Annotated in this window: 21 protein-coding genes; 5 read left to right on the top strand and 16 right to left on the bottom strand. The window is 63.3% G+C overall.

The features are described from left to right. Positions 1 to 62 precede the first annotated feature (62 nt). The gene (locus B0919_RS25130) at positions 63 to 1,637 is read left to right on the top strand and encodes a hypothetical protein (RefSeq protein ID WP_176132863.1); all 1,575 of its coding nucleotides are present in this window, start codon (positions 63 to 65) and stop codon (positions 1,635 to 1,637) included. 160 nt (positions 1,638 to 1,797) lie between these two features. Beyond that, positions 1,798 to 2,763, top strand: coding sequence for an acyl-ACP desaturase (locus tag B0919_RS05450; RefSeq protein WP_254846485.1), 966 nt, complete (start codon positions 1,798 to 1,800; stop codon positions 2,761 to 2,763). Positions 2,764 to 2,936: 173 nt separating this feature from the next. Here the strand turns inward: B0919_RS05450 and B0919_RS05445 are convergent, their stop codons facing one another. From B0919_RS05445 to B0919_RS05435, 3 genes are all read right to left on the bottom strand, one after another. Further along, positions 2,937 to 3,572, bottom strand: coding sequence for a hypothetical protein (locus tag B0919_RS05445; protein WP_078011204.1), 636 nt, complete (start codon positions 3,570 to 3,572; stop codon positions 2,937 to 2,939). Between the two features lie 172 nt (positions 3,573 to 3,744). Further along, a complete protein-coding gene (locus B0919_RS05440) occupies positions 3,745 to 4,398 on the bottom strand; it encodes a hypothetical protein (protein ID WP_078011203.1) in 654 nt (217 codons plus the stop codon). Between the two features lie 88 nt (positions 4,399 to 4,486). Beyond that, positions 4,487 to 4,768, bottom strand: a complete 282-nt coding sequence (locus B0919_RS05435; protein WP_078011202.1) for a DUF427 domain-containing protein — start codon at positions 4,766 to 4,768, stop codon at positions 4,487 to 4,489. 214 nt (positions 4,769 to 4,982) lie between these two features. Between B0919_RS05435 and B0919_RS05430 the strand changes: the two genes are divergently transcribed. Next, entirely contained in the window at positions 4,983 to 6,086 is a 1,104-nt protein-coding gene (locus tag B0919_RS05430; protein WP_078011201.1) for a vWA domain-containing protein, read from the top strand. Here the strand turns inward: B0919_RS05430 and B0919_RS05425 are convergent. From B0919_RS05425 to B0919_RS05405, 5 genes are all read right to left on the bottom strand, one after another. Continuing rightward, positions 6,083 to 6,484 (bottom strand): hypothetical protein, encoded by a 402-nt coding sequence (locus B0919_RS05425; RefSeq protein ID WP_078011200.1) that lies wholly within the window; start codon positions 6,482 to 6,484, stop codon positions 6,083 to 6,085. The genes B0919_RS05430 and B0919_RS05425 overlap by 4 nt on opposite strands. A gap of 17 nt (positions 6,485 to 6,501) precedes the next feature. Continuing rightward, on the bottom strand, positions 6,502 to 6,720 hold the full coding sequence (locus B0919_RS05420; RefSeq protein WP_078011199.1) for a DUF2306 domain-containing protein: 219 nt from the start codon (positions 6,718 to 6,720) through the stop codon (positions 6,502 to 6,504). Between the two features lie 155 nt (positions 6,721 to 6,875). Then, positions 6,876 to 7,847 (bottom strand): c-type cytochrome, encoded by a 972-nt coding sequence (locus tag B0919_RS05415; RefSeq protein WP_078011198.1) that lies wholly within the window; start codon positions 7,845 to 7,847, stop codon positions 6,876 to 6,878. Between the two features lie 198 nt (positions 7,848 to 8,045). After that, entirely contained in the window at positions 8,046 to 9,029 is a 984-nt protein-coding gene (locus B0919_RS05410) for a c-type cytochrome (RefSeq protein ID WP_078011197.1), read from the bottom strand. A gap of 152 nt (positions 9,030 to 9,181) precedes the next feature. Beyond that, positions 9,182 to 10,204, bottom strand: a complete 1,023-nt coding sequence (locus tag B0919_RS05405) for a phosphotransferase enzyme family protein (RefSeq protein ID WP_078011196.1) — start codon at positions 10,202 to 10,204, stop codon at positions 9,182 to 9,184. Positions 10,205 to 10,381: 177 nt separating this feature from the next. On the opposite strand from B0919_RS05405, the gene B0919_RS05400 reads away from it, so the two are divergent. Next, the gene (locus B0919_RS05400; protein WP_078011195.1) at positions 10,382 to 11,914 is read left to right on the top strand and encodes a sigma 54-interacting transcriptional regulator; all 1,533 of its coding nucleotides are present in this window, start codon (positions 10,382 to 10,384) and stop codon (positions 11,912 to 11,914) included. A gap of 87 nt (positions 11,915 to 12,001) precedes the next feature. Here B0919_RS05400 and B0919_RS05395 read toward each other — a convergent pair whose 3' ends face one another. Then, complete coding sequence (locus tag B0919_RS05395; protein ID WP_078011194.1) at positions 12,002 to 14,737, bottom strand: PAS domain-containing protein; 2,736 nt, start codon at positions 14,735 to 14,737, stop codon at positions 12,002 to 12,004. Between the two features lie 599 nt (positions 14,738 to 15,336). Beyond that, entirely contained in the window at positions 15,337 to 15,795 is a 459-nt protein-coding gene (locus B0919_RS05390) for a peptidylprolyl isomerase (RefSeq protein ID WP_078011193.1), read from the bottom strand. Positions 15,796 to 15,972: 177 nt separating this feature from the next. Between B0919_RS05390 and B0919_RS05385 the strand changes: the two genes are divergently transcribed. After that, complete coding sequence (locus tag B0919_RS05385; protein ID WP_078011192.1) at positions 15,973 to 16,593, top strand: fasciclin domain-containing protein; 621 nt, start codon at positions 15,973 to 15,975, stop codon at positions 16,591 to 16,593. 159 nt (positions 16,594 to 16,752) lie between these two features. On the opposite strand, the gene B0919_RS05380 is transcribed toward B0919_RS05385, so the two are convergent. From B0919_RS05380 to B0919_RS05355, 6 genes are all read right to left on the bottom strand, one after another. Beyond that, positions 16,753 to 17,646 (bottom strand): NAD(P)-dependent oxidoreductase, encoded by an 894-nt coding sequence (locus tag B0919_RS05380; protein ID WP_078011191.1) that lies wholly within the window; start codon positions 17,644 to 17,646, stop codon positions 16,753 to 16,755. Positions 17,647 to 17,722: 76 nt separating this feature from the next. Then, positions 17,723 to 18,652 (bottom strand): ribosome small subunit-dependent GTPase A, encoded by a 930-nt coding sequence (rsgA, locus tag B0919_RS05375; RefSeq protein WP_078011190.1) that lies wholly within the window; start codon positions 18,650 to 18,652, stop codon positions 17,723 to 17,725. 93 nt (positions 18,653 to 18,745) lie between these two features. Continuing rightward, positions 18,746 to 19,996: a 3-deoxy-D-manno-octulosonic acid transferase gene (locus B0919_RS05370; RefSeq protein WP_078011189.1), complete on the bottom strand. Its 1,251-nt coding sequence runs from the start codon at positions 19,994 to 19,996 to the stop codon at positions 18,746 to 18,748. A gap of 226 nt (positions 19,997 to 20,222) precedes the next feature. Further along, complete coding sequence (locus B0919_RS05365) at positions 20,223 to 20,855, bottom strand: peroxiredoxin (protein WP_078011188.1); 633 nt, start codon at positions 20,853 to 20,855, stop codon at positions 20,223 to 20,225. Positions 20,856 to 20,994: 139 nt separating this feature from the next. Next, positions 20,995 to 21,438, bottom strand: a complete 444-nt coding sequence (locus B0919_RS05360) for a Fur family transcriptional regulator (RefSeq protein WP_139361923.1) — start codon at positions 21,436 to 21,438, stop codon at positions 20,995 to 20,997. Positions 21,439 to 21,609: 171 nt separating this feature from the next. Next, the gene (locus B0919_RS05355; protein WP_078011186.1) at positions 21,610 to 22,905 is read right to left on the bottom strand and encodes an aspartate kinase; all 1,296 of its coding nucleotides are present in this window, start codon (positions 22,903 to 22,905) and stop codon (positions 21,610 to 21,612) included. Positions 22,906 to 22,978 lie beyond the last annotated feature (73 nt).

The following is a 22,978-nucleotide window of genomic DNA, read 5'->3' as shown; positions in this document are numbered from 1 at the left end:
GTGGCGAAGTTGGCAAGAATCCCGTTGCGGCGCCCGGCCGCGAATGGCGTACTTTGCCGGCTATGAAGCACGAGCGGTTTGGCTATTGGTTGCGCGTGGTGAGCTTGCCCACGCTGCTCGTGCTGCTGGTGGCCGCCGGCCTGGGCAGCCACTACGAAACCAACGACGACTTCAGCATCACGCTGTTGCTGCGGGGGCGCACCGCCGTGGCGCCCGTCACCAACCTGCATCTGTACTTTCATGGCTGGGCCTGGCTGCTGGCGCAACTGTACCAACTCGAGCCCGCCGTACCCTGGTACGGGCTGTTGCTGACGACCTTGCTGCTGCTGGCGCTGGTGCTGCTGATGGCCGTGCTGGAAGAGCTGCTGCGGCCGCACACCGCTCCCGCGGCCCGGGCTGCGTGGTTGGCGGCATTTCTGTTTCTGGCCGGGCTGGAGCACGTGCAGTGGTTTAGCTACGTGCGGGTGCCGCTGCTGCTGGGCGGAGCGGCCCTGCTGTGGGCGGCGCAGTTTGCGGGGCGGCTGCGGTTGAGTTGGGCTCTGGGCGGGTTGCTGTTCGTGGCAGCCTGGGCTATCCGGCCAAGCGCAGCGGTGCTCGGCGCCGCGCTTGTGGCGCCCGCCGCTTGGTGGCTGGGCGGGCGCGGCCGCTGGCAGGCACTGGCTACGGTGGTCGGAGCAGCGGTGCTGCTGGGGCTGGGGGCGCAGCTGTTTCGCTCACCCGAAGCCGCCCGTTACCGCCGCCTCGACGTGCTCAAATCCAACGTGCTCGACTACGGTTTTTACCGCGCCGCGCCGCGCACTGCCGCCGACAGCGTCGGCGTCGGGCTGGTGGCGCAGTGGGCGTTTGGCGACTCCGTCTGGGTCAACGAACGGTTCTTCGCCCGGGCGTACCAGCCCAATCCGCATTACTGGTCGCAAACGATGCCGGCCAAGTTCCAAAGCCTGCATGGACAGCTGACGCGCGACTATTTTCCGCTGCTGGGGCTGAACCTGTTCTTGCTACTGCTCAGCCGTGGCGCATCGGCCCCGGCGCGCCGCCGACAAGGCTGGTACCTCGCCGGCTTTGCACTGCTGCTGCTCGGCCTGGGGCTCGGGCTCAAGCTGCCGCCCCGCCTGACCGGGCCGCTGCTCACCCTGGGCACCATCGCGCATCTGACTTTGCTTAGCCCTGCGCTGCCGCGCCCCGCGCCGCTGGCGTTCCGGCGCTTCAGTTATGCTTTGCTAACCCTGCTGGCTGGCTTCTACGCGTACAAAGTGGTGCACCGACAAGCCGCGCTACGGGCGGAGGAGAGGCGGCATGTAGCCCAGCTCCGCGGGTTGCCGACCCCGGCCGATGGGCGCGTTTTAATCGGCATGGGGCTGGAAGAATGGTTTAAGTCCCTTTCGCCCTTCCGGGAGTATGTGCCCGACGGCGGCTCTCCCTGGCTGCTGCTCACCGGCTGGCCCTCCCTCGACCCCTCGCAGGCGCGGCTGCGGCAGCACCTGGCCGGCACGTACGATCAGGCCGAAGCCTTGCGGCGCTTGGTGCAACGCCCGGATGTTCAGTGGGTCAATGCCCCGGCCGCCGACAGCAGCGTGCTCAAAACCTACTGGCGGCGCGTACAGGCCCCAACTGACTCTACAGCAGCCTTTCAATAAAGCTGCGCAACAGTCGAGCGTTTCCTGTATGAATTCCGTATGAAGATTCGTCTGACTTCCCTGCCGCATTTCCATCCGGCAATTGCCTACTTTTGGCCCTTCCTCACCTGCTCCGTTCTTCTTCCTACTCACCTTTTCCTCATCACACATGATTGCCTCAATGACTTCCCGTGGAGAAGTACTCGAGCACCTCGAAGTATTTCTGCGCGAGAATATGGGCTCGTTCCTCAAGAAGGTTGAGGACAGCTGGCAGCCTTCCGATTTCCTGCCCGACCCGCGGCTCGACTCGTTCTTTGACGAAGTCAAGCAACTACGCGAGCGAGCTAAGGAGCTGAGCTACGACCTGTTGGCCGTGCTCATCGGCGACACCATCACCGAGGAAGCCCTGCCCAACTACGAAGCTTGGTTCCACCAGCTCGACAACCTGAACCGGGACCCCAACAACGGTTGGGCGCAGTGGATTCGGGGCTGGACGGCGGAGGAAAACCGCCACGGCGACCTGCTCAACCGCTACCTCTACCTCTCGGGCCGTGTGAACATGCGCGAGTTCGAAATGAGTACCCAGTACCTCATTGCCGACGGCTTCGACCTGGGCACCGCCCACGACCCGTACCGCGCCTTTGTGTACACGTCTTACCAGGAAGCGGCCACCAACCTCTCGCACCGCCGCGTGGGCCAGCTGGCCCGCAAGGCTGGGGACGCTGCCTTGTCCAAGCTCTGCGGCATGATTGCCGGTGACGAAGTGCGCCACGCCCGCGTGTACCAGACCTTCGTGGAGAAAATCTTCGAAGTGGACCCCTCGGAAATGATGCTGGCCTTCGAGGACATGATGCGCAAGAAGATTGTGATGCCGGCCCACTACATGCGTGAGCTGGGCGTGGAAATCGGCAAGACCTTCGGCCACTTCACCGATGCTGCCCAGCGCCTCGGCGTGTACACCAGCCAGGATTACACCGACATCCTAGAAGGGCTGATCAACACCTGGAAAATCGACCAGATCAGCAACCTGAACGCCCCGGCCGAAAAAGCCCGCGACTACATCATGGCGCTGCCCGGCCGCCTGCGCCGCGTCGCCGACCGCATGCCCGTACCCAAGTTGGAGTACAAGTTCAAGTGGATTGAGTAAAATACCTAGCTGACAATGTGTTGAGTCGACAAAATTCTTGGTAATTTGTCTGGCAACGACATGTAGCACACAAGCAAAAGGCCGGCCCCAATGGGGGCCGGCCTTTTGCTTGTATCAGCCTGCCGGCAAGTCAGCCTTAAATGCACGGCAAGAAGGTCAGGTAGCGTCTGGACTTAAGAGCCGTCCCGGTACTCGGCAACGGTAATCAGGCCTTCCTTTTTGGGCATTTCGTAGACCACCGTGCGCGTGCCGCCTGACGGCGTGCTATTGGGGTCATCGGGGCGGTAGATGGGGAAGGTGCGAATGATGCGCCGGCCCTCCACGCGGAAGGAGTCGTGGCCGAGGTAGCCTTCGGCCAGAGGGCCATCCAGCTCGGGCAAGGTGAGGGAACGGCGGCCGCGGCTCAGAAACTCGTAGCCCATCAGTCGGCCGTAGGAACCGCTGCCGGCATCGGCCACGAACACCAGCAGTTCGGGGTACTCGTCGTTATTGAGGTTGGTGACGGTGGCATCCAGCACGGTGCCTTCTATGTTATCCGTCATGGCGGCCAGCTCCCGGCCCAGCCGCGCGGCGCGCCAGCTCAGCTGGCGCTGGCTGCCCGTGCCCACCGTCTGCACGGCAAAGGTGTAGTCGCCGCGGCTGAGGTCTTTCTGGTAGCTCACGGCCGTCGGGGAAGCGGTGCTATTGTTTACCGACGACGAAACCGGCGCCGCCGATTCGGTGGTGCTGCGCTGCGAATCGCAGCCGGCCGCGAGCAGGCCCACCAGCAGCGCGGCCAGCGAAGAGAAAGTAGAGTGGTGCGTGGTCATGGCAAAACGTGACGGGGGCAGGCCCAGGCAGCAGCCCGCCGGGTACGACATTCTAGCTTACACAAACGCCCGCCAACGGCGGGGGTTACAGCAACGGGCCGGTATAGTAGCCAACCAATGAAAAAGCCTGCCCAAGGGGCAGGCTCTTCAAGAAAGGAGGTCTGATAAAAGCTTAGGGACGGGGCGGCGTGGTAGCGCCCGGCGTGGTGCTGCCGGCCGTCATCGGCATGGGCATCAGCATGCCTTCCGAGTTCAGGGTGTACTCTACCGTGCGCGACTGGCCGGTGGCCGTAGCGCTGGCGTCGCTGCCGCTGTACACGGGGAAGGTGCGCACCAGGTGGTTGCCGCGGATTTCGTACTTGTCCTCGCCCTTGTAGCCCACGGCCAGGTCGTTGCTGAGCTTGGGCAGGGTCTGAATGGGGCGGAACGATTTGTCGACGAACTCGAAGGCTTCCACGCCTGCCGGGCCGCCGCCCGTCGTGAACACGTACAGCTCGGGGTTACCATTGCCGTTCAGGTCGCCCATCACGGCGTCGGTCACGCTGCCTTTCACGTTCAGGCGCACCGGATCGGTCACCAGGGCTTCGCCGCGGCGGGTCTTGATGGTGAGCTGCTGCCCGTTGTCGAGGGTGTTCGACGTGATTTGGAAGCGGTAGTCGCCTTGGTTCAGGTCGCGCGAGAAAGCGACGTCGCCGGGCGTCGTTACGCTTTCTACCGTGGTAGAAGCCGTGGAGCTGTCGTCCGTAGCGGTACGGGCCGAGTCGCAACTGGCAAGCAGGAGCAGCGCTGCGGCGCCCAGCTGCCAGACCGGTGTAGATGGTTTCATGGGGGGTTATGGAAGGAAGTGGAGAGAAGAGTCAGTATTATCAATTCGCTATACTAACGCCTTATCAGCCCCCGGGGTTACATAAGCCCTACGGAACGATCTGCACGCCTTTCCAGAAGGCTACCCGCCCACGGATATTTTCGGCCGCGGGTTTCGGGTCGGGGTAGAACCAGGCGGCGTCTTTGTTGAGCTGCCCGTCCACGCGCACCGAGTAGTAGCTGGCACGGCCTTTCCAAGGGCAGGTGGTGCCGGCAATGCTGTCCTCAAAATACGCGCGGTTCAGCGAGCCAGGCGGGAAGTAGTGGTTGTTCTCCACCACCACGGTATCGTTGCTTTCCGCCAGCATGGCGTTGTTCCAGATGGCTTTCATGGGTTTGGGCTTTGTAGGGTTTAAGCTGTTATCCTGAGCTTGCTACAGGCTTTAGGATGTGAGATAGTACCTATCGGCCGTCTGTCGTTCTGCGGTAATGAGGTTCTTCGCGTTGCGTACGCCAGATGAAGGAGGACAAACGTTACCCGCTTATCACCTTCCAAACAAACTAACCTGGGCCGCCCGTTGTTTTCCAGGTCCATTCCTCTTGACTATGGCAGTTGGCTTCCGCTTCCGCGATTTTGTGCCCGAAGATTCCCCCGAGAAAGGCTTCGACACGCTTTTTAAATTATTCATGCAACTGGTCACCATCACGGCGGGCGACGTGAGCGAGGCCTTGTCGTGGCTCAACGAGCTGGACAAACAGTACGGCCTGACCGACGACGAGTACGGCATGGGCGACTTCATCGAGGACCTGAAGAAGAAAGGCTACCTCGATGAAAACGAGCAGCAGCTCGGCGAGCTGAAGATTACCGCCAAGTCGGAGCAGCTCATTCGCAAATCGGCGCTGGAGGAAATCTTCGGCAAGCTCAAGCGCGGCACCCAGGGCAACCACCGCACCCCGCACGCCGGCCAGGGCGACGAACTGACCACCGACCTGCGCGACTACCAGTTCGGCGACACCATCGAGCAAATCGAGATGACCGAGAGCCTGCGCAACGCCCAGCTCAACCACGGCCTCGACGGCAACTACCTGCTCACTGAGGGCGACCTGGAAGTGCGCGACACCGAGCACAAGACGCAGACGAGCACGGTCCTGATGATTGACATCTCGCACTCGATGATTCTGTACGGCGAGGACCGCATCACGCCGGCTAAGAAAGTGGCCATGGCCCTGGCCGAGCTGGTGAAGCAGAAGTACCCCAAGGACTTCCTCGACATCATCGTGTTCGGCAACGACGCCTGGCAGATCGAAGTGAAGGACTTGCCCTACCTGCAGGTTGGTCCCTACCACACCAACACCGTGGCCGGGCTGGAGTTGGCCATGGACCTGCTGCGCAAGCGCAAGACGGCCAACAAGCAGATTTTCATGATTACCGACGGTAAGCCCACCTGCCTGAAGGAGCCCGGCGGCTACTACAAGAATAGCTTCGGCCTGGACCGCAAAGTGGTGAACAAGACCCTGAACCTGGCCGCCGCCGCCCGCCGCCTGAAGATTCCCATCACCACCTTCATGATTGCCTCCGACCCGTACCTGCAGCAGTTCGTGCGCGAGTTCACCGAAACCAATCAGGGCAAGGCCTACTACAGCTCGCTGAAGGGCCTGGGCGGGATGATTTTTGAGGACTACAAGCGCAACCGCCGCAAGAGCCTCTAGCCCTGCTGGCGGCCTTGCTGATTCAACGCCTCCAGCCCAGCCGGTTGGAGGCGTTTTGCGTGTAAACGGACCAGCAAACACAAAGGAGCCCGCGCCGGATGCTTTCGGCGCGGGCTCCTTTGTGTTGCCTCCGATGCAACACCAGCGCTAGGCTGGGTACGGGCAGGTTCGGCCTGGGCTAGCAGGCGGGCGGCATTGCGCCGGATGAGGATGGCGCCTAACGTGGCCGTAGCCGTGGTGGCCCCGACTACAGCGGGCCAGAACTGGGCTATGGGCAGGGTGCGGGTGATGGTTTCGGCCCAGAAAGCCGCGTACAGTCCCACCACCGACCAGTTCATGAAGTAGTAATGCCAGTGCTGCCAGTTGCCTATGCGCTGGCGCAGCAGGGCTAGTACCATGCCGCCGGTGAGGCAGGTCAGGCTAAGCAGCGCCAGTCCATGAAACACCCGAAGCCGCCGAATAAGCGGTAGATCAGTAGGGCGGAAGCGTTGAGTGTGAGCATGCAGGCCACGTAGCCGTAGCCCGCCCGGCGGTGGAAGCGGCCGCCTTTGCGGTTGAGCAGGACCACGGCCCCCAGAGCCATGGCCAGGAGCGCGGCAGCCAGGTGCAGGTAACCGATAAACGAATGCGGCATAGGAAATAGGGAATGGATGGTAAAAGGGATTAAATGTAAAAATGTCTCCATATATAGTACAAAACAAATTATGGGCCTTGGTACCCAAGGCACACAAAAAACGGCCACTCCCCGTCTAGGAGCGGCCGTTCTTTAGCACCGGGCGTCGGTTTTCCCTAACGCGTAGCCACGGCGGCGGCGCCGTCTTCGGGCGTCGCATTTTTGAGTACGGGAACGGTCCGCAGGTAGGCGTAAATGGCCTTGGCCTCGGCTTCATCCATAAGCGTGAACTTGGGCATGGGCATGCGCAGGGGGCCGTGCGGCGACTGGCCGTAGCGTACCGCTTGCACAAACTGCCCTTCCGTCCAGTCGCCGATGCCGGTTTCCGGGTCAGGCGTGAGGTTGCGACTCAGGATGGGCTGCCCGTCGGCGCCGGTTAGCTCGTTGCCGCCGCCCATGTAGCCCGCCGATTTTTCCGGCTCCAGGTCGTTGTTGGTTTTGAAGTCCTTGGAGTGGCAGTCGTAGCACTTATATCGGCCCATCACCAGGTAACGGCCGTAGGCCACCGCATCGGTCTTGGGCGGAGCCACCACCGGGCCGGTAGGCAGGGGCGTAGGCTTCATCACCGTATGGGTGAGGGCCTTCAGCAGAAACGAGGGTTCCTGCTCGCGCGAAGGAGTTGGGTTGGGCTGCACCTGCGCATCGTTGGAGTGTAGGTAGGCCAGCACGCTGTGCACGTCCTCGTCCGACATGTGCACGAAGTTGGGCATGACCCGCTGCCGCCCGTCGCGGCCGATGCCGGTGCGCAGCATGCCCACCAGTTCCGCGTCGGTCCAGGCCCCAATGCCGTGTTGCTTGTCCTGGGTAATGTTGGCCGAATATACCTTGCCGAAAGCCGCGGGCATTTCGTTGAGGGGCTTGCCGGTCAGGGCGCCGGTGCCGCGGTTCAGGTGGCAGTCGGCGCACATGGCATTCACGATTTTCTGACCGTGGGCAATGCGCTCGGGCGTGGCTTTTACGGGTTGCATGACCACCTTGGGCGGATCGTAGCTTGGAATGCCGCGCACCTGCACGAAGGTGGCCGCGCAGGCACCCAGAAAAACCAGGCCGGCCACCAGCAGGCCCAGGATACGGAGGACTTTTTTCATAGCGTCAGAAAGGCTGTTGGAAGAGCAGGGTAGTGGTACAAAAGTAGGTTTTACTTGTACCTAAGTCACTCGCATAATCATGTGAGCCCCGTCAAACACGGTCTTGCGGACCGCCCTGCCGCCGTGGTTCTGCCTGAGTGCTGCCGCTGTTTTTAGGGCAGGTCAGCCGCCCTGAAGCCGGGTGAGGATGGCGGCCAATCAGCGGTTGGCCACGGCGGCTACACCTTCCGGGCCGTCTTCGGGCGTGGCGTTATGAATGGCCGGCAGCGTACGCAGGTAAGCAAAAATGGCCCTGGCCTCGGGGTCCGGCACCCGCGAATACTTGGGCATGGGGTAGCGCAACGGCCCATGCGGCGAGGCCCCGTACTTCATGGCCTGCACAAACTGCGCCTCGGTCCAGTCGCCGATGCCGGTTTCCGCGTCGGGCGTGAGGTTGCGGGTGTAGAGGTTCTGGTGGTTTTCGCCCATGATTTCCGTGCCACCGGCCATATAGCCCTCGGTGCGCTCGGGGTTTTCGCCGTCAATCTTCAGCCCGTCCTTGCAGTGGCAGTCGTAGCACTTGTAGCGGGCCAGCACCAGGTAACGGCCTAGCTCCACCTCGTTGGCGGTATCGGGGTGGGCAATGGCTGCCGTAGGCATGGGCTTCGGGCCCAGCACCGTGTTGGCCAGCACCTTGCCAAAGAAACTGGGCTCCTGCGGGCGCGAGGCCGCCGGGTGGGGCTGGACCAGCGGGCTGCCGGAGCGCAGAAACGTAATTACGCTGGCCAAGTCCTCGTCGGAAAGGCGGCCGAAGTTGGGCATAATGACGCGCAGGCGCCCGTCGGGGCCGATGTTGGTACGTAGCAGGGCCACCAGCTGCTCATCGGTCCAACTGCCGATGCCGTGCCGCTTGTCCTGGGTAATGTTGGCCGAGTAAAAGCGCCCGAACTGATCGGGAATCTCGCGCAGCGGCTGCCCGCTCAGCCGGCCGGTTTGCTTGTCGAGGTGGCAATCGGCGCAGATGCTCAGGGCAATCTGTTCGCCCTTCAGCAGCCGCTCGGGCGTGGCCTCGATGTGGGCCGCCGCGACTTTGGGCAGCGCGTAGCTCGGCACGCCGCGCACTTGCACGAAGGTAGCCGCGCAGGCGCCCAGGAAGACCAGGCCGGCCACCAGCAGGCCGACGATTCGGAGGATTTTTTTCATAGCTGAAAAGGGTAGGTTGGAAGCGAGTACTCGAAGCAAAAGTACCCGGCCAGCCCACGCCAGTCAGCCGCATAATCATGTGAAAGCCAGTGCTAAGCAGGTGCTGGATTGATGATTGGTCGTCATCAGGCTAGCACCTGTGTAGCCAGCATTTACGGCCGCGCCGCACTGCCAAAGCCACCCTGCCACTCCACCCACTGCCGAATCAGGCCGACCCGCTCCCGCAGGTAGCGGGGCCCGAAAAAGGTGTTGGACCAGTCGTCGAAATGCTCGTAGGCAAAGGCCAGGTAGAATACCCAGAAGCCGACGCCCAAGGCCGGGATGGCGGCCAGTTCCGGCTCCGAAAGCGGGCGCACGGCCCGGTAGCTGCTCAGGAACAGCTGCCAGGCTTGCTCGGCCTCAGCGGGGCTGAGGCGGCGGGTGAACACGTGCAGGAAGTAGTGCACCTTGAAGGTCATCACGTCGTTGACCAGCCAACCCGGCCCGGCAAAGTCGAAGTCGAAGAAAGTGAGTTGGTCTTCGCTGGCGAAGTGAAAGTTCTTCGGTAGTAGGTCGTAGTGGCAGTAGCCGTAGCTGAAGGCCTCGGGGCCGAGGTCGGCCAGCTGCGCCCGGGCTTGCTCAGCCGCAATCTGCAGGTAAGCCAGCCCTTCGGGATACTCGTACTCGGTAAAGGCGCTGGCCAGCCGGGCCAGGGGCTCCGCCAGCGTGGTGCGCAGGTCGTAGCCGCGGCGCGGCTGGCTCAGCTGTAGGCCGGCGGTGAGCTGATGCAAGCGGGCCATTTCCGTGCCCACGGTCCGCAGCTGCGCCTCGCTCAGGTCGAAGTGGCTTTTGCCGGGCGCATAGGCAAACAGCACCCCGTGGCGTGGCCCCTCGGCCGCGGCGAAGGTCTGCAGCAGGGCGCCGTGCTGATCGGGCAGGGGCGGGGCCACCGATGCGCCCTGCGCGTGCAGGCGAGTGAGCAGCTCCACTTCGCCCTCAATTTCGGCGCGGGAACGGTGCGCGGCGCGGTATACCTTAAAGATGTATTTGGCCGTAGCGCTTTCCAGCTGGTACGTGTCGCTGACGCCGCGCAGCAGCAGGCGGCTGCCGTGCAGCGGCAGCGCGTAGCGGGCGGCCACGTAGTCTTGCAGCGCCCGGGCGGATAAGGTGGAATACTGGGTCGGGAAAACGGACATAGGGCGAATCTGGATGCAAGTAGCAGGCGGATAACCCAGCCGCTGGGCGGTGGCACCGGCGCCTGGCCCGAAGCCGGCAGCGACAAAGCTAGGCAGCGCGCAACAGTTGCCGAACCTCGTGCCCGGTTTCGCTGTTTAGCTGGCAGGGAGCCTTCTTCCCAATCCTATCTGCCCCTGATGAACCACGAACAAATCACTACCCTCGGCCAATTGAAGGCGGCGGGTTACCGGCCCCGTTCGGTTAAAGAAGAACTCCGCGACAACCTTATCCAGAAGCTACGCAGCCGCGAAAACGCCTTCCCCGGCATCCACGGCTACGACGAGACGGTAATTCCCGACCTGCAGCGGGCCATCTTGTCGATGCACCACATCAACCTGCTCGGCCTGCGCGGGCAGGCCAAGACGCGCATTGCCCGCCAGCTCGTAGGCCTGCTCGACGAGTATATTCCCGTGGTGGCTGACTCCGAACTCAACGATGACCCCCTGCAGCCGCTCTCGCGCTACGCCGTGGACCTGCTGGCCGAGAAGGGCGACGATACGCCCATTGCCTGGGTGCACCGCAATGAGCGCTACACCGAAAAGCTGGCCACGCCCGACGTATCGGTGGCCGACCTCATCGGCGACGCCGACCCCATCAAGGCCGCCACGCTCAAGCTGCCGTACTCGGATGAGCGCGTGATTCACTTCGGCCTGATTCCGCGTGCCCACCGCGGCATCTTCGTTATCAACGAGCTGCCCGACCTGCAGGCCCGCATTCAGGTGTCGCTGTTCAACATCCTGCAGGAAGGCGACATCCAGATCCGCGGCTTCAAGGTGCGCCTGCCGCTGGACATTCAGTTCGTCTTCACCGCCAACCCCGAGGACTACACCAACCGCGGCTCCATCGTGACGCCGCTCAAGGACCGCATCGACGCGCAGATCATCACGCACTACCCCAAGTCCATCGACATCGGCAAGCGCATCACCCGCCAGGAAGCGCGCCTCACCGAGGCGCAACGTGGCCTGGTAGTGGGTAATGAGCTGATTCACGACCTGGTGGAGCAGGTGGCCATTGAGGCCCGCGGCTCGGAGTACGTCGACGCCAAATCCGGCGTGTCGGCCCGCCTGACCATCTCGGCTTATGAGCAGGTGATTGCCGCCGCCGAGCGCCGTGCCCTGCTCAACGGCGAAACCAGCACCCGCGTGCGCGTAACCGACTTTATGGCCGCCGTGCCCGCCATCACCGGCAAGGTGGAGCTGGTGTACGAAGGCGAGCAGGAAGGCGCTGGCATCGTGGCCGAGAAGCTGATGGGCAAGGCTCTGCGCACCCAGTTCACGCAGTACTTCCCCGACCCCGAAAAGGCCAAGAAGCAGAAGGACAAGCCCAATCCCTACAAGCAGGTGCAGGACTGGTTCGGCACCCACTCCGTGGACGTGCTCAACGACGCTTCCGAAGCCGATTACCGCACCGCCCTGGACGCCGTGCCCGGCCTGCGCGACCTGGTGAAGGCCAGCATCCCGGCCGAGATGTTCCAGGAAGACCCCTACTTCTGGATGGAGTTTGCCCTGCACGGCATGGCCGAAATGAGCCTGATTTCGCGCAACCGCCTCACCGCGGGCACGCAGTTCAAGGACCTGTTCTCGTCTATGTTCACCATGCCCTCCTTCGGCTCGGGCGACGATGACGACGAGGACGATGAGTACCAGTCGCGCAAGCGCCGCCGTCGCTAAACGGACGCGTAAGAGCTAACGCTGAAAAGGCCCGAATCAATACTGCTTCGGGCCTTTTTGCTTGTCCATCCGGCGTGGTGCAGCAGCTTAAGCGTGCTCCGTCAGGGCCAGCGGGAAGGCTACGGTAAAGGTGCTGCCTTCGCCGGCCTGGCTTTCCACGGTGATGCTGCCGCCCGCGTTTTCCACGATTTTCTTGACCATGTACAGCCCGATGCCCGAGCCCTCCACGTGGGCGTGCAGCCGCTGAAACATACCGAAAATGCGGCCGCGCTGGGACTCATCGAGGCCCAGCCCGTTGTCCTGCACCTGCAGCAAATGGTGCTCGGCGGTGCGCTGGCAGCTGATGCGCACTTCCGGCACCCGCTCGGGGTGACGATACTTCAGGGCGTTGCTGAGCAGGTTGTACACCACTGAGCGCAGGTTCTTGGGGGAGAAGGAAATGGTAGGGCAGCCGGCTACGTCGACGTGCAGGTGGGCGTCGGCTTCCTGCAGCAGGGGCAGCAAGTCCTGGCGCACATCTTCCACCACCCCGGCCAGCGCCACCGGCTCGGTGGGCTGCGCGTACTCCTGCTGCAGCTTGCTCACGTCGGTGAGGTAGTCGATGGTGCGCTTGAAGCGGTCCACGGAGTGCTGCATCAGCTCCAGAATGTGCTGCACCTGCTCCTCGCTTATGACCTCGGCGGGCAGGTGCTCGGTCAGCGCGTGCAGCAGTCCTTCGATGTTGGTAATGGGCGACTTCAGGTCGTGCGAGGCGGTGTAGATGAAGTTGTCCAGGTCGACGTTGGTGCGCCGCAGCTGCTGGTTGAGCGCGTCGAGGTTGGAGTTGGTGGTGCGCAGCTGCTCGTTGGCAGTGGCTACCTGCTGCTGGGCTTTCACCTGCTCGGTCACGTCGCTGACCAGCGAATAAAAGCCCTCTACTTTCCCGTCGCGGATGTCGGGGATGTAATCGGTCCGGATGTGCTTGACGAACCCTTCGCGGTAGGGCATGCGGGCGTCGAAGGAGAGCCGCTCGCCCGCCAGCGCCCGGCGGATGTACTGCTGCACACCCGCGTAGGCCTTCTCGCCGATAACATCCCGCGCCGAGCGCCCGATCAGCTCGTCGACTTTTATATCAAACCACGTTTCGTACGCCCGGTTGGCAAACCGGTACCGCTCTTCCTGGTCGAGGTAGCTGATGAGTACCGGCAGCGCGTCGCTCATCAGGCGAATCTGCCGGGTGCTGGCTTCAATGGCCGTCCGGGACCGGGCCTTCTCCGTGGAGTCGATGATAAAGGCCAGAATGCCGGTGGTGCGCCCCTGGTTGTCGGTCAGCGGCTGGTAGATGAAGTCGATGTAGCGCAGTTCCAGCTGGCCGGTCGTCGGGTTATAAAGCTCGACGGGCGTTTCGGTGCCCGTAAAGGGCTGCCCGGTGCGGTACACTTCGTCCAGCCAGCCCACAAAGCCCTGCGCCAGCACTTCCGGCAGGGCTTCGGCTACCGTCAGGGCCAGCTGGGTGCGGCCGCCGGTCAGCGCCTGGTAGCTGGCGTTGAAGAAGGAATAGCGGTGTTCGGGGCCGTTGAGGGTGGCAATGGCGGCGGGCACCTGCCACAGGATTTGCCGCAGCAGCCCTTGCTGCTCCCGCAGCCGTTCGCGCTGCTGCTCGGTTTCTTCCAGGGCCTCCCGCAGCTGCCCGGTGCGCTCCTGCACGCGGTCTTCCAGCACCTGGGCCAGTTGCTTAAGTTCCTGCTGGGCCTGCAGAAGCTCGGCGTTGTTGGCAAACAGCTCTTCGTTGGTGACCCGCAGCTCCTCGTTGGTGGCGGCCAGCTCTTCGTTCAGGTTCTGCACCTGCTGCCGGTCCTGCACCTGCGCCGTCACGTCGATGGCAATGTCGAGCACGCCCAGCAGCTCCCCGGCCGCAGTCAGCAGCGGCTGGAACACGAAGTTAAAATACCGCGTTACTAGCTGGCCGTTATGGCGCAGGCAGGCGGGTAGTTCGGTGCCTACGAAGGGCTGGCGCGTGCGGGCTACCTGGGCAATGAGCTCGGCAAACCCCTGGTTGCGCAACTCGGGCACGGCCAGCAGCAGCGGCCGGCCCAGCACTTGGCTGGCCTCGTAGCCCCACATGGCGCACAGCTGCTCGTTGGCCGCCGCAATGACCTGGTCCGGGCCCTGAAACAAGCCAATGGCCACGGGCGCCTGGGCCAGTACCGACTGCAGCAAGGCCCGCGCGTTTTCTGCCGCGTCCTGGGCTTCTTCGGCCGCGGCGGTGGCCGCGCGCAGGGTATGATTGGTGGTGTGTAGCTGTTGATTCTGCGCCTGCAGTTCCTCGTTGCGCGTTAGCATCTGCTGGTGCTCCCAGGCCCAGGCCGGCGCGATGCTGGTGGCTTCGGACGGGTGCCGGGCCGGCTGCTGCTCGGCCGCGCCGGGCACTGTCGGGGCATCCGGCGCGCTGCCGGGCGGCGCAAATACGCTCACGACCAGTTGCTCGCCGCTGCGTTGCGCCGAAAGCATGAGTTCGGTGCTAAAGCCCGCCGGGAGGTAGCGCGTGGTAAAGGGCCGCGGCGGCTCGGCGGCGTACGCTGCGTGGCAGAAATAAAGCAGGCCGTCCTGGCCCGCGTCGGGAAAGCGCTGAAGCAGGGAGGTATGCGGCTGAGCTGATAAGCCAAGCTGCCACTGCGCAGCCGGGTTCAGGCGCTGCACCACCCAATCGATGGGCGCCGCGCCGGCTTCGCGTCCCCACACAGGCATCAGCAACACCAGGCCCGAGTGCGAAACGTCGAGCAACGTTTGCAGCAGGTCTTCGGTAGGATGAGCCGGTAGGGGCGAGGCAGTCAGTTCAGGCATGGGGTACCGGGCACAAGGAAATAGAGGGTAAAAAGCCCGGCATATGTGCCGTGGCCAGCCTTACTTCCTCGCAAGATCGGGAAATTGCTTTTCGCAACGTAGTAGCGCAGGTGCTGGTTGCGCCGTAAGAGCTAGCAAGCTACGGCTTTGCTGGCAAAGGCGCTGCCGCTGGCCCGGCCGGCATTGGCTAAGCCAGCGGCCCCGTTCGCACAGCCCCAGCGTCCGTTGGGCAAAACTTCCGGCGCCATGCCCCCGGGCCGCCGCACCTTTGTCATGTTCAACGGGCCGAACGCCCCGCGATACGCTCTCAACCATTGCTTTTTAACCCGATACAAACCCAGCACGCGCTGGATTTTCGCAAAACGCTAGTTGTCGTAGGCAGGCCGCCGCTGTGGGGATGGGAATGGAAGCAGCGGCGGTACCGCCACACATGTTTGCCTAGCGTAAGGCCCTCGCCGCTAAGCCCGCGGCCAGGGCACCCCGGGCCTGCCAGCCACCCAACGAAGGAGAAGGGTTTGGGTTTTGGTGGAAGGCAGGCCAGATGCAAAAAGCCCCGTAACGGCAACGTTACGGGGCTTTTTGATTGCGGTAGGTCGGCCTTAGGCTTCGTTCACCACGATTTTGTCGATGGTGTCGTTCGCCTTGATCTGGTCGATAACCTCCAGGCCTTCGACCACCTTGCCGAACACGGTGTGGTTGCGGTCGAGGTGGGCCGTGTTGTCGCGCGAGTGGCAGATAAAGAACTGCGACCCGCCGGTGTTGCGGCCGGCGTGGGCCATCGAGAGCACGCCGCGGTCGTGGTACTGGTTGCCGCCGTTCAGCTCGCAGGGAATCTTGTAGCCAGGGCCGCCGGTGCCGGGCGCGCCCTTGGCGCCGTCGCGGGAGTTGGGGCAGCCACCCTGAATCACGAAGTTCGGAATGACGCGGTGAAACTTCAGCCCGTCGTAAAAGCCCTTCTGAGCCAGGTCGGTGAAGTTCTTCACGGTGTTGGGGGCGTCTTGTTCGTAGAACTCGACCTTCATCACCCCTTTGTTGGTGTGGATTTCGGCAGTCTTCATGGGAAAATGCGGAAGGGATTGGAAGAAACAGCCCAAGCAGGGCTGCGTGGGTACAAAAGTAGCCCTTTACGAGGGCCGATGCATCAAGGGTTCGTTACAAACCAGCTGAGTGAGTACCGCGCCAACCTTGGCGCCGGTACTTGCGTCTGCTAGCTTTGCTACCCCAATCTGAACCCTATGCGTAACCGCTTCCTGCCCCTGTTGGCGCTGCTGCCGCTGCTGGCGGCCTGCAATTCCCAGCCCGTCGAAACTGAAAACGCCGAAGCCGGCACCGGCGCCACCGTCGCCGACTCAACCGCCTACGACCCCGACGCCAGCTCCGACTCGCTGCGTATGGGCAAGAGCGGCGGCGTGGAAGTGGGCGGTGCCGCCCTCACGCCCGACAAAACGCTGGCCGCCAACCTCGACGCCTCGCCTGAGCTGAGCCAGCTGCGCTTGGCCGTTCAGCGCACTGACTTGGCCGCGAAGCTGGACGGCGAGGGGCCGTATACCATTTTCGCCCCGTCCAATGCCGCTTTCGGAAACCTGCCCTACGGCGCCATGGCTGGCCTAACCAAACCCGAAGGCAAGGAGAAGCTCACCGGCCTGCTGGGCTACCACATTTTGCCCAGCCGCCTGTTGGCCCTCGACCTGCGCGATGGGCAGGAGCTGACCACCCTGGAAGGCCACAAAATCAAAATCGGGGTGCACGGCGACCAACTGACGGTAAACGGCGCCAACGTGAAGACCAGCGACGTAGTGTCGAAGAACGGCATCATCCACGTCATCGACAAAGTGCTGCTGCCCCCGAACGACTAAGCGCTAACGCGTGGGGCTACGCCTCCGGAAGTCGCGGCGCCACTTAAGTAATAAGTAGGTGTAAGCCACGGGCAACTTCCCAACGGCGGCTCCAACTGATGCGGAGTAAAAACAGCGGAGCCACGACTCTAAAGTCGTGGCTCCGCGCGTATGGGGCCGTTAATGAGCTAGGCCGGCGCCTTCCGAAATCCGTCGGGCAAAAGACGTCCAGTCCTCGTCGGCGCTGGCGTGGCGGGCGACCGTGGCCGTGAGGTGGTCCAGGATAATAGTGGCCACGGGCATGGGCACGTGCTTGTCGCGGGCTTCGGCCAGGGTCAGGCGTAGGTCTTTCTGCAGCAGAAACGGCGCCGCGCCGGCCGGTTTGTAGTCCTCGTCGGCAATCATGCGCCCGTAGCCGCGGTAGGCCGGGCTGTTGAACATCGTGGTGGTCATGATGTCGTAAATCTGGTGCCGGCTCACACCGCTTTTTTCGGCCAGCGTAAAGGCCTCCGCCATGGCTTCGATGGCCGCGCCGAGCATGAAGTTGCCGCAAAGCTTCACTACGTTGGCCGCGGCCACGTCTTCGCCCAGGTCGAAGGAGCCTTGGCTGAAAAAGGGCAGTAGCGGCGCCACCCGGGCCTTGGCTTCCGCTGCTCCCGCCAGGCACACCCACAGCTGCCCGTTGGCCGCTACGATGGGCCGCCCGAACACCGGCGCGGCCACCAGGTGGGAGCCGTGTTCCTCGTGGGCCCGGGCCAGCTCGGCGTTGGTGCCCGGCGCCACCGTGCTGCATGAGGCGTGCACGGCGCCGGCCGGCAGGCCCTCTAGGATGCCGTCGGGCCCGGTGGTCAGCTCCATCAGGGCATCGTCGTCGGTGACCATGCTCAGCACGATGCGGGCTTCGCGCACGGCGTCGGCGGGCGTCGGGGCCAGGCGGGCACCGCGGGCCTGCAGCGGGGCGGCTTTTTCCTCCGTGCGGTTGTACACCGTTAGCGGATAGCCGGCCAGCTGCAGGTTGGTGGCCATGGCCAGGCCCATTTGGCCCAGGCCAATGAAGGCAATAGGTTCTTTCATCGTGGTACGTCGGGGAAGGGGCGGCGCTGTTGTATTCGTGTGCAGCGCGGCCGGGGTTGTGCCCGACGCCGCCCGGTTAGCGCCGGTTGTCCTCGTCGGCCAGCATGCTCAGGTAGCTGTCGTAGCGCGGCAGGGCTATGCGGCCCTTTTCCACGCCTTCGCGCACGGCGCAGCCGGGTTCCTCCACGTGGCGGCAGTTGTGGTAGCGGCACTGGTTGAGCAGGGCGCGCATTTCGGGGAAGAAGTGGGCCAGCTCGCCCTTTTTCATGTCCACCAGCCCCAGCTCCTTGATGCCGGGCGTGTCGATGAGGTAGGTGCCGGGGCGCACCTCCAGCATTTCGGCGAAGGTGGTGGTGTGCCGCCCTTTGTCGGAATACTCGCTGATTTCGGCGGTTTTCAGGTCCAGATCGGGTACCAAGGCGTTGATAAGCGTACTCTTGCCCACGCCCGAGTGGCCGGATAGCAGCGTGGTCTTGCCGTCGAGCAACGCGTCGATGTCGGCCACGCCCTCGCCGGTGTGCGCCGAGCTGCGCAGGGTGGGGTAGCCGGTCCGCTGGTACATGTTCTGAATCTGCCCGAGGTACTCCATCAGCTCTTCCTCGTAGATGTCGACTTTGTTGAAAATCAACGTGGCCGGAATGCTGTAGGCCTCAGCCGTGACCAGAAACCGGTCGATAAACCCGAAGGAAGTGGCCGGCGACGCCAGCGTTACCACTAGCAGCGCCTGGTCCAGGTTGGCGGCCACGATGTGGGCGTGCTCGGCCTTGTGCACCGAGCGGCGGATGATGTAGTTGCGGCGCGGCTCGATGTGGTCGATAATGCCCGTGCCCGCGTCGCCGGTTTCGTCGGTTTCAAACGCCACCACGTCGCCCACGGCCAGCGGGTTGCTCACTTTCAGACCCTTGTGCTTGAAGCGGCCGCGCAGGCGGCAGCGGTGCAGGTGCAGGGTGGCGTGGTCGCGCACCACGTACCACGAGCCGGTAGATTTGACGACGGTTCCGGTCATGGGGCAAAGGTGAAGTTGTGAGGTGGTGAAATGGTGAAAGTAGGAAGGATACGCGCGGCCGCTGACTCAGGAGAAAAGGTGTAATTCACAACTTCACAATTTTACAAATTCACCAATTGAGCGCAGAATGCGCGCCGTGGCGCCGGCTTGCTGCTGTACGTAGGCGCGGGCTTCGGCGCTGAGCTGCGCGTAGCGCGCCGTATCGGTCAGCAGCGCGGCTATGTGCGGCTCCGCGTCGGCGGCGGAGTGCACCACGAAGGCGTTTTTGCGCGCTACCAGGTCGCGGGCTTCGCGGAATTTCTCGTAGCGCGGCCCAAAGAGCAGCGGCATGCCGAACGCGGCGGCTTCCAGCGTGTTGTGCAGCCCCTTGCCGAAGGCTCCGCCGATGTAAGCCAGGCTGCCCACGCGGTACAGCTCGCGCAGCAGCCCGATGTTGTCGATGAGCAGCACGCGGGCCGCGGCGGCCGTGGCCGGGGTGGCCTGGGAGTAGCGCAGCACTTGGCCCGGCACGGCGGCGTCCACCTGTTGCAAGTGCTCCTCGCTGATTTCGTGCGGCGCTACCACAAACCGAATCTGCCCGGCCCAGCGCTGCATGCTGGGCGTCAGCACGTCCACGTCGGGCGGCCACACGCTGCCGGCGACGAGCACCGGCGCCCCATCGGCCACGAAAGCTGCCACCACCGGCAGCTCGCGCGCCGGTGCCGCGGCCGTGGCCACTACCGTATCGAAGCGGGTGTCGCCGGCCACCGTCGCCTGCGGCACGCCGATGCTGGCCAGCAGTTCGGCCGAAGCCTGATCCTGGGTAAAGATGTGCGTGAGCTGCTGCAGCACCCGGCGGAAGAAGCCGCCCCATGGCTTGAAAAACACCTGCTCGGGCCGGAAAATGGCCGATACGCAAATAGTCGGTACGCGCTGCCGCTTGAGCTCGGCCAGGAAGTGGTACCAGAATTCGTACTTGACGAAGATGGCCAGTTCGGGCCGCACCGTCACCACGAAGGCGCGGGCATTGGCGGCCGTGTCAAGCGGCAAGTAGTAGATGTGGTCGGCGCCGGGCCAGTCCTTGCGCACCTCGTAGCCGGAGGGGGAGAAGAACGTCAGCACCAGCTTGTGCCGGGGATAATCCCGGCGCAGGGCCTCCAGCAGGGGCCGGCCCTGCTCAAACTCGCCCAGCGAAGCGCAGTGCATCCAGATGCGGGGCGCCGCATCGGCCGCCAGGGCCTGGGCGATGCGCGGCAGCAGGCCGCGGCGGCCGTCTACCCACTGCTTCGCCTTCGGAACAAATGGCGCTACCAGGCGCAGGAGCAGGCCGTAGAGGCGCACGGCCAGAGAATAAAGGAAAACCAAGGCAAAAGAGAAAAGAGGCCCAAAGGTAGTTATTGACACGGCTGTCAACTTTGATGAGGGCCAACAAACGCCAGGTGCCGGGCTGCCTCGGGCATGCAGCTCCTGTTTTTCGCCCTCGTAGCCGAGGATAAAGAGCCTATTAAAACCAACAACCCCGACCAGTTAGGGCCGGGGTTGTTGGTTTTAAGCGAGCTGCCCGAGTGCGGCCTCGGGGCATTAGTGTTGCTTAAGCGTGCTTGGCCAGGTAGTTGGCCACGCCCTCACGGGTAGCCGACATAGCCTCTTTGCCTTCTTCCCAGTTGGCGGGGCACACTTCGCCGTTTTTCTCGAAGTACTGCAGGGCATCCACCAGGCGCATGGCCTCGTCGATGCTGCGGCCCAGCGGACCGTCGTTCACCAGCTGGTGACGCACGATGCCGTCCTTGTCGATCAGGAACAGGCCGCGGTAAGCTACGGGCGAGCCTACGAAGGTCATTTCGCCGGTTTCGTTGTAGTCGTAGTGGCCGCCCAGTACGTCGTAGTTGGCCGCAATGGTCTTGGTTGCATCGGCCACCAGCGGGTAGGTCACGCCCTCGATGCCGCCTTTGTCGCGGGGGGTGCTCAGCCACGCGAAGTGCGAGAAGTGCGAGTCGGTGGAGCAGCCCACGATGGCTACGCCTTTAGCTTCAAATTCGGCCAGCTGATCCTGGAACGCGATGATTTCGGTGGGGCAAACGAAGGTGAAGTCGGCCGGGTAGAAGTAGAAGATAACGTGCTTCTTGCCCAGGTAACGGTCGAGGGAGAAATCCTCTTCGAATTCGCCGTCAATTACGGCCGTAGCCTTGAACGAGGGGGCACGCTTGCCTACGAGAACTGCCATTGTAAGTGGGTTTGGGTGATGGATGACAAAGAAAAGGGTGGGCGCGAGGTAGTTAGGTGATCCTCCGGATGGTATACGGCGAGGTAGCCGCGGAATGGAGCAAGCCAGCCGGGCAAATGCCTTCAACGCCAGGGTTTTACTATTTGCGCACGCCCGTGATGTGCAGAGAAAAGGAGCGAGGCTGAAAGTGCTCGAACCCCCGGGTGGCGAAAAATTCCTGCAGCAGCTGGTCCAGCTTCGGGTCGCAGTAATCGATGATTTCCTGCGTGTCCTGGCAGACCAGGTGGTGGTGGTTGCTGCAGTCCGTGTCGTAGCGGCGGCGGGTGCCGTCGGCATCGGCTACGCGCTTGAGCAGGCCGGCGCCCACAAATGAATCCAGCGCCTTGTATACGGTGCCCAATGACACCGTGGGGTGCTCAGGCCGCACGCAGCGGAATACCTGCTCGGCCGTGGGGTGCCCGGGCAGGGTCAGCAACGCCTCCAGAATGGCCATGCGCTGCTGGGTGGCCCGCAGCCCGGCCCCGGTGAGGAGCTGGTGCAGCTGGTCACGGCTGGGGGCCGACAAAGGGGGGGATGTACTCACAGATAGGAATGATTCTCCGCAGCAAAGGTACGCGTATAAGCGTGAGCCGGCCAAAAAGGTTTGATCAGGGCAGAGAGGAAAGCGAGACAGTGAAGCCGGGCCCGCGTCGGCACCGCCACAGGTGAAGGCGCGCTTACGTGGGGCGCCGGCCTATGCTCGCAGCCCCTAATCCTACGACCGCACCTGGCTCACGAACTGAAACGTCTGGCGCGTGCGCTGCTCCAGCAGCAGCTCGCGGCCCTGCGTCAGCTCGCCAATAGCCTCGGGCGTGTAGTTCTTGATGGTGTACAGCTCCAGCCGGGTGTTGTAGTAAATGATAAACTGCTCGCGAAGCTGTTCCAGCAGCTTGCGCAGGCGGTACTCGTGCCAGTCGGTGCACACCGAGAAGCTGATAGCTGAGTTCTGCATCAGGTTGATTTTCAGCCGGGCTTGCGCCAGCGCGCCAAAAATGACCTCCAGGTTTTCCTCCGAAATAAACGTGAGGTCCTTCGATTCAAAGGAAATCAGGCACTGGTCGGTTTTTCGAATCAGGGCCGGGGCCAGCGCGGGGTGCTTGCAGTCGTGAATCTTGGTGCCCTCGGCCGCCGAATCCACAAACGACTTCACGTACAGCGGAATGCGCCGCACGGCCAGGGGCTTTATCGTTTTGGGGTGAATAACGGAGGCCCCGTAATAGGCCATTTCGATGGTTTCCTGGTAGCTGATTTCCGGGTAACGCACCGTATTTGGGAAGATTTTGGGGTCGGCGTTCAGTAGCCCGGCCACATCCTTCCAGATGGTCACCGACTCGGCATTCAGGCAGTAAGCCAGGATGGCGGCCGTGTAGTCGGAGCCTTCGCGGCCGAGGGTCGTGGTTTGCCCGCTGGCCGTGCCGCCCAGAAAGCCCTGCGTCAGCACCACGCCTTTGGGCAGCAGCGGCAACAGCTGGTCGCGCACGTTGCGCTCGGTAGTGGCCCAGTCCACGCGCCCTTCGCGCCAGCTGTGGTCGGTGCGGATGAGCGGGCGCACATCCAGCCACTGCGCCCCGGTGGCCGCCGCCACGATGCAGGTGGCCAGCAGTTCGCCGAAGCTCACCACTTGGTCGTACTGCCGGTCGTACTCGCCCTTGGTAAGCGTGGCCAGCCGGTCGCCCAGCTCCTGCAGCAGGTAGGCCAGCGCGCCGCTGCCCTCGCCGCATTTCGGCACGCCCGACGCGTCCAGCGACGCCGCCGGCAGCAGGCCATTGGCCGCTTCCAGGTGAAAGCGCCGCAGTTCGGCCAGCGGAGCGGAATAATCCTGGCCCGAATGCGCCAGATGGAAAATGTGCTCCAGCGCGTTGGTGGTTTTGCCCATGGCCGACACCACCACTACGAGCGGTTGTCCATCAGGATTTTGCCGCAGGATTTGTTGCAGATTTTTTATAGCGGCAGCGTCCTTGACGGAGGCGCCCCCGAACTTGTATACGCGGAGCGGGTGCGAAGATTGCATGGCGTAAAAGTAGAAAGCGGGTCCAAATCACGTAGTTTTGTTACCCCTGTTCCCGCTATTTTCTCACTTTCCC

Source organism: Hymenobacter sp. CRA2 (genome assembly GCF_002007105.1).
Classification (GTDB): Bacteria; Bacteroidota; Bacteroidia; order Cytophagales; family Hymenobacteraceae; genus Solirubrum.
Note: the sequence above shows the minus strand (reverse complement) of the source record. Positions and strands in the feature narration are given on the sequence as shown.

Bases quoted from the DNA above. Each gene is read 5' to 3' on its own strand.
- B0919_RS25130 (WP_176132863.1), top strand. From the start codon at position 63: ATGAAGCACGAGCGGTTTGGCTATTGGTTGCGCGTGGTGAGCTTGCCC.
- B0919_RS05450 (WP_254846485.1), top strand. From the start codon at position 1,798: ATGACTTCCCGTGGAGAAGTACTCGAGCACCTCGAAGTATTTCTGCGC.
- B0919_RS05445 (WP_078011204.1), bottom strand. From the start codon at position 3,572: ATGACCACGCACCACTCTACTTTCTCTTCGCTGGCCGCGCTGCTGGTG.
- B0919_RS05440 (WP_078011203.1), bottom strand. From the start codon at position 4,398: ATGAAACCATCTACACCGGTCTGGCAGCTGGGCGCCGCAGCGCTGCTC.
- B0919_RS05435 (WP_078011202.1), bottom strand. From the start codon at position 4,768: ATGAAAGCCATCTGGAACAACGCCATGCTGGCGGAAAGCAACGATACC.
- B0919_RS05430 (WP_078011201.1), top strand. From the start codon at position 4,983: ATGGCAGTTGGCTTCCGCTTCCGCGATTTTGTGCCCGAAGATTCCCCC.
- B0919_RS05425 (WP_078011200.1), bottom strand. From the start codon at position 6,484: ATGGTACTAGCCCTGCTGCGCCAGCGCATAGGCAACTGGCAGCACTGG.
- B0919_RS05420 (WP_078011199.1), bottom strand. From the start codon at position 6,720: ATGCCGCATTCGTTTATCGGTTACCTGCACCTGGCTGCCGCGCTCCTG.
- B0919_RS05415 (WP_078011198.1), bottom strand. From the start codon at position 7,847: ATGAAAAAAGTCCTCCGTATCCTGGGCCTGCTGGTGGCCGGCCTGGTT.
- B0919_RS05410 (WP_078011197.1), bottom strand. From the start codon at position 9,029: ATGAAAAAAATCCTCCGAATCGTCGGCCTGCTGGTGGCCGGCCTGGTC.
- B0919_RS05405 (WP_078011196.1), bottom strand. From the start codon at position 10,204: ATGTCCGTTTTCCCGACCCAGTATTCCACCTTATCCGCCCGGGCGCTG.
- B0919_RS05400 (WP_078011195.1), top strand. From the start codon at position 10,382: ATGAACCACGAACAAATCACTACCCTCGGCCAATTGAAGGCGGCGGGT.
- B0919_RS05395 (WP_078011194.1), bottom strand. From the start codon at position 14,737: ATGCCTGAACTGACTGCCTCGCCCCTACCGGCTCATCCTACCGAAGAC.
- B0919_RS05390 (WP_078011193.1), bottom strand. From the start codon at position 15,795: ATGAAGACTGCCGAAATCCACACCAACAAAGGGGTGATGAAGGTCGAG.
- B0919_RS05385 (WP_078011192.1), top strand. From the start codon at position 15,973: ATGCGTAACCGCTTCCTGCCCCTGTTGGCGCTGCTGCCGCTGCTGGCG.
- B0919_RS05380 (WP_078011191.1), bottom strand. From the start codon at position 17,646: ATGAAAGAACCTATTGCCTTCATTGGCCTGGGCCAAATGGGCCTGGCC.
- rsgA (WP_078011190.1), bottom strand. From the start codon at position 18,652: ATGACCGGAACCGTCGTCAAATCTACCGGCTCGTGGTACGTGGTGCGC.
- B0919_RS05365 (WP_078011188.1), bottom strand. From the start codon at position 20,855: ATGGCAGTTCTCGTAGGCAAGCGTGCCCCCTCGTTCAAGGCTACGGCC.
- B0919_RS05355 (WP_078011186.1), bottom strand. From the start codon at position 22,905: ATGCAATCTTCGCACCCGCTCCGCGTATACAAGTTCGGGGGCGCCTCC.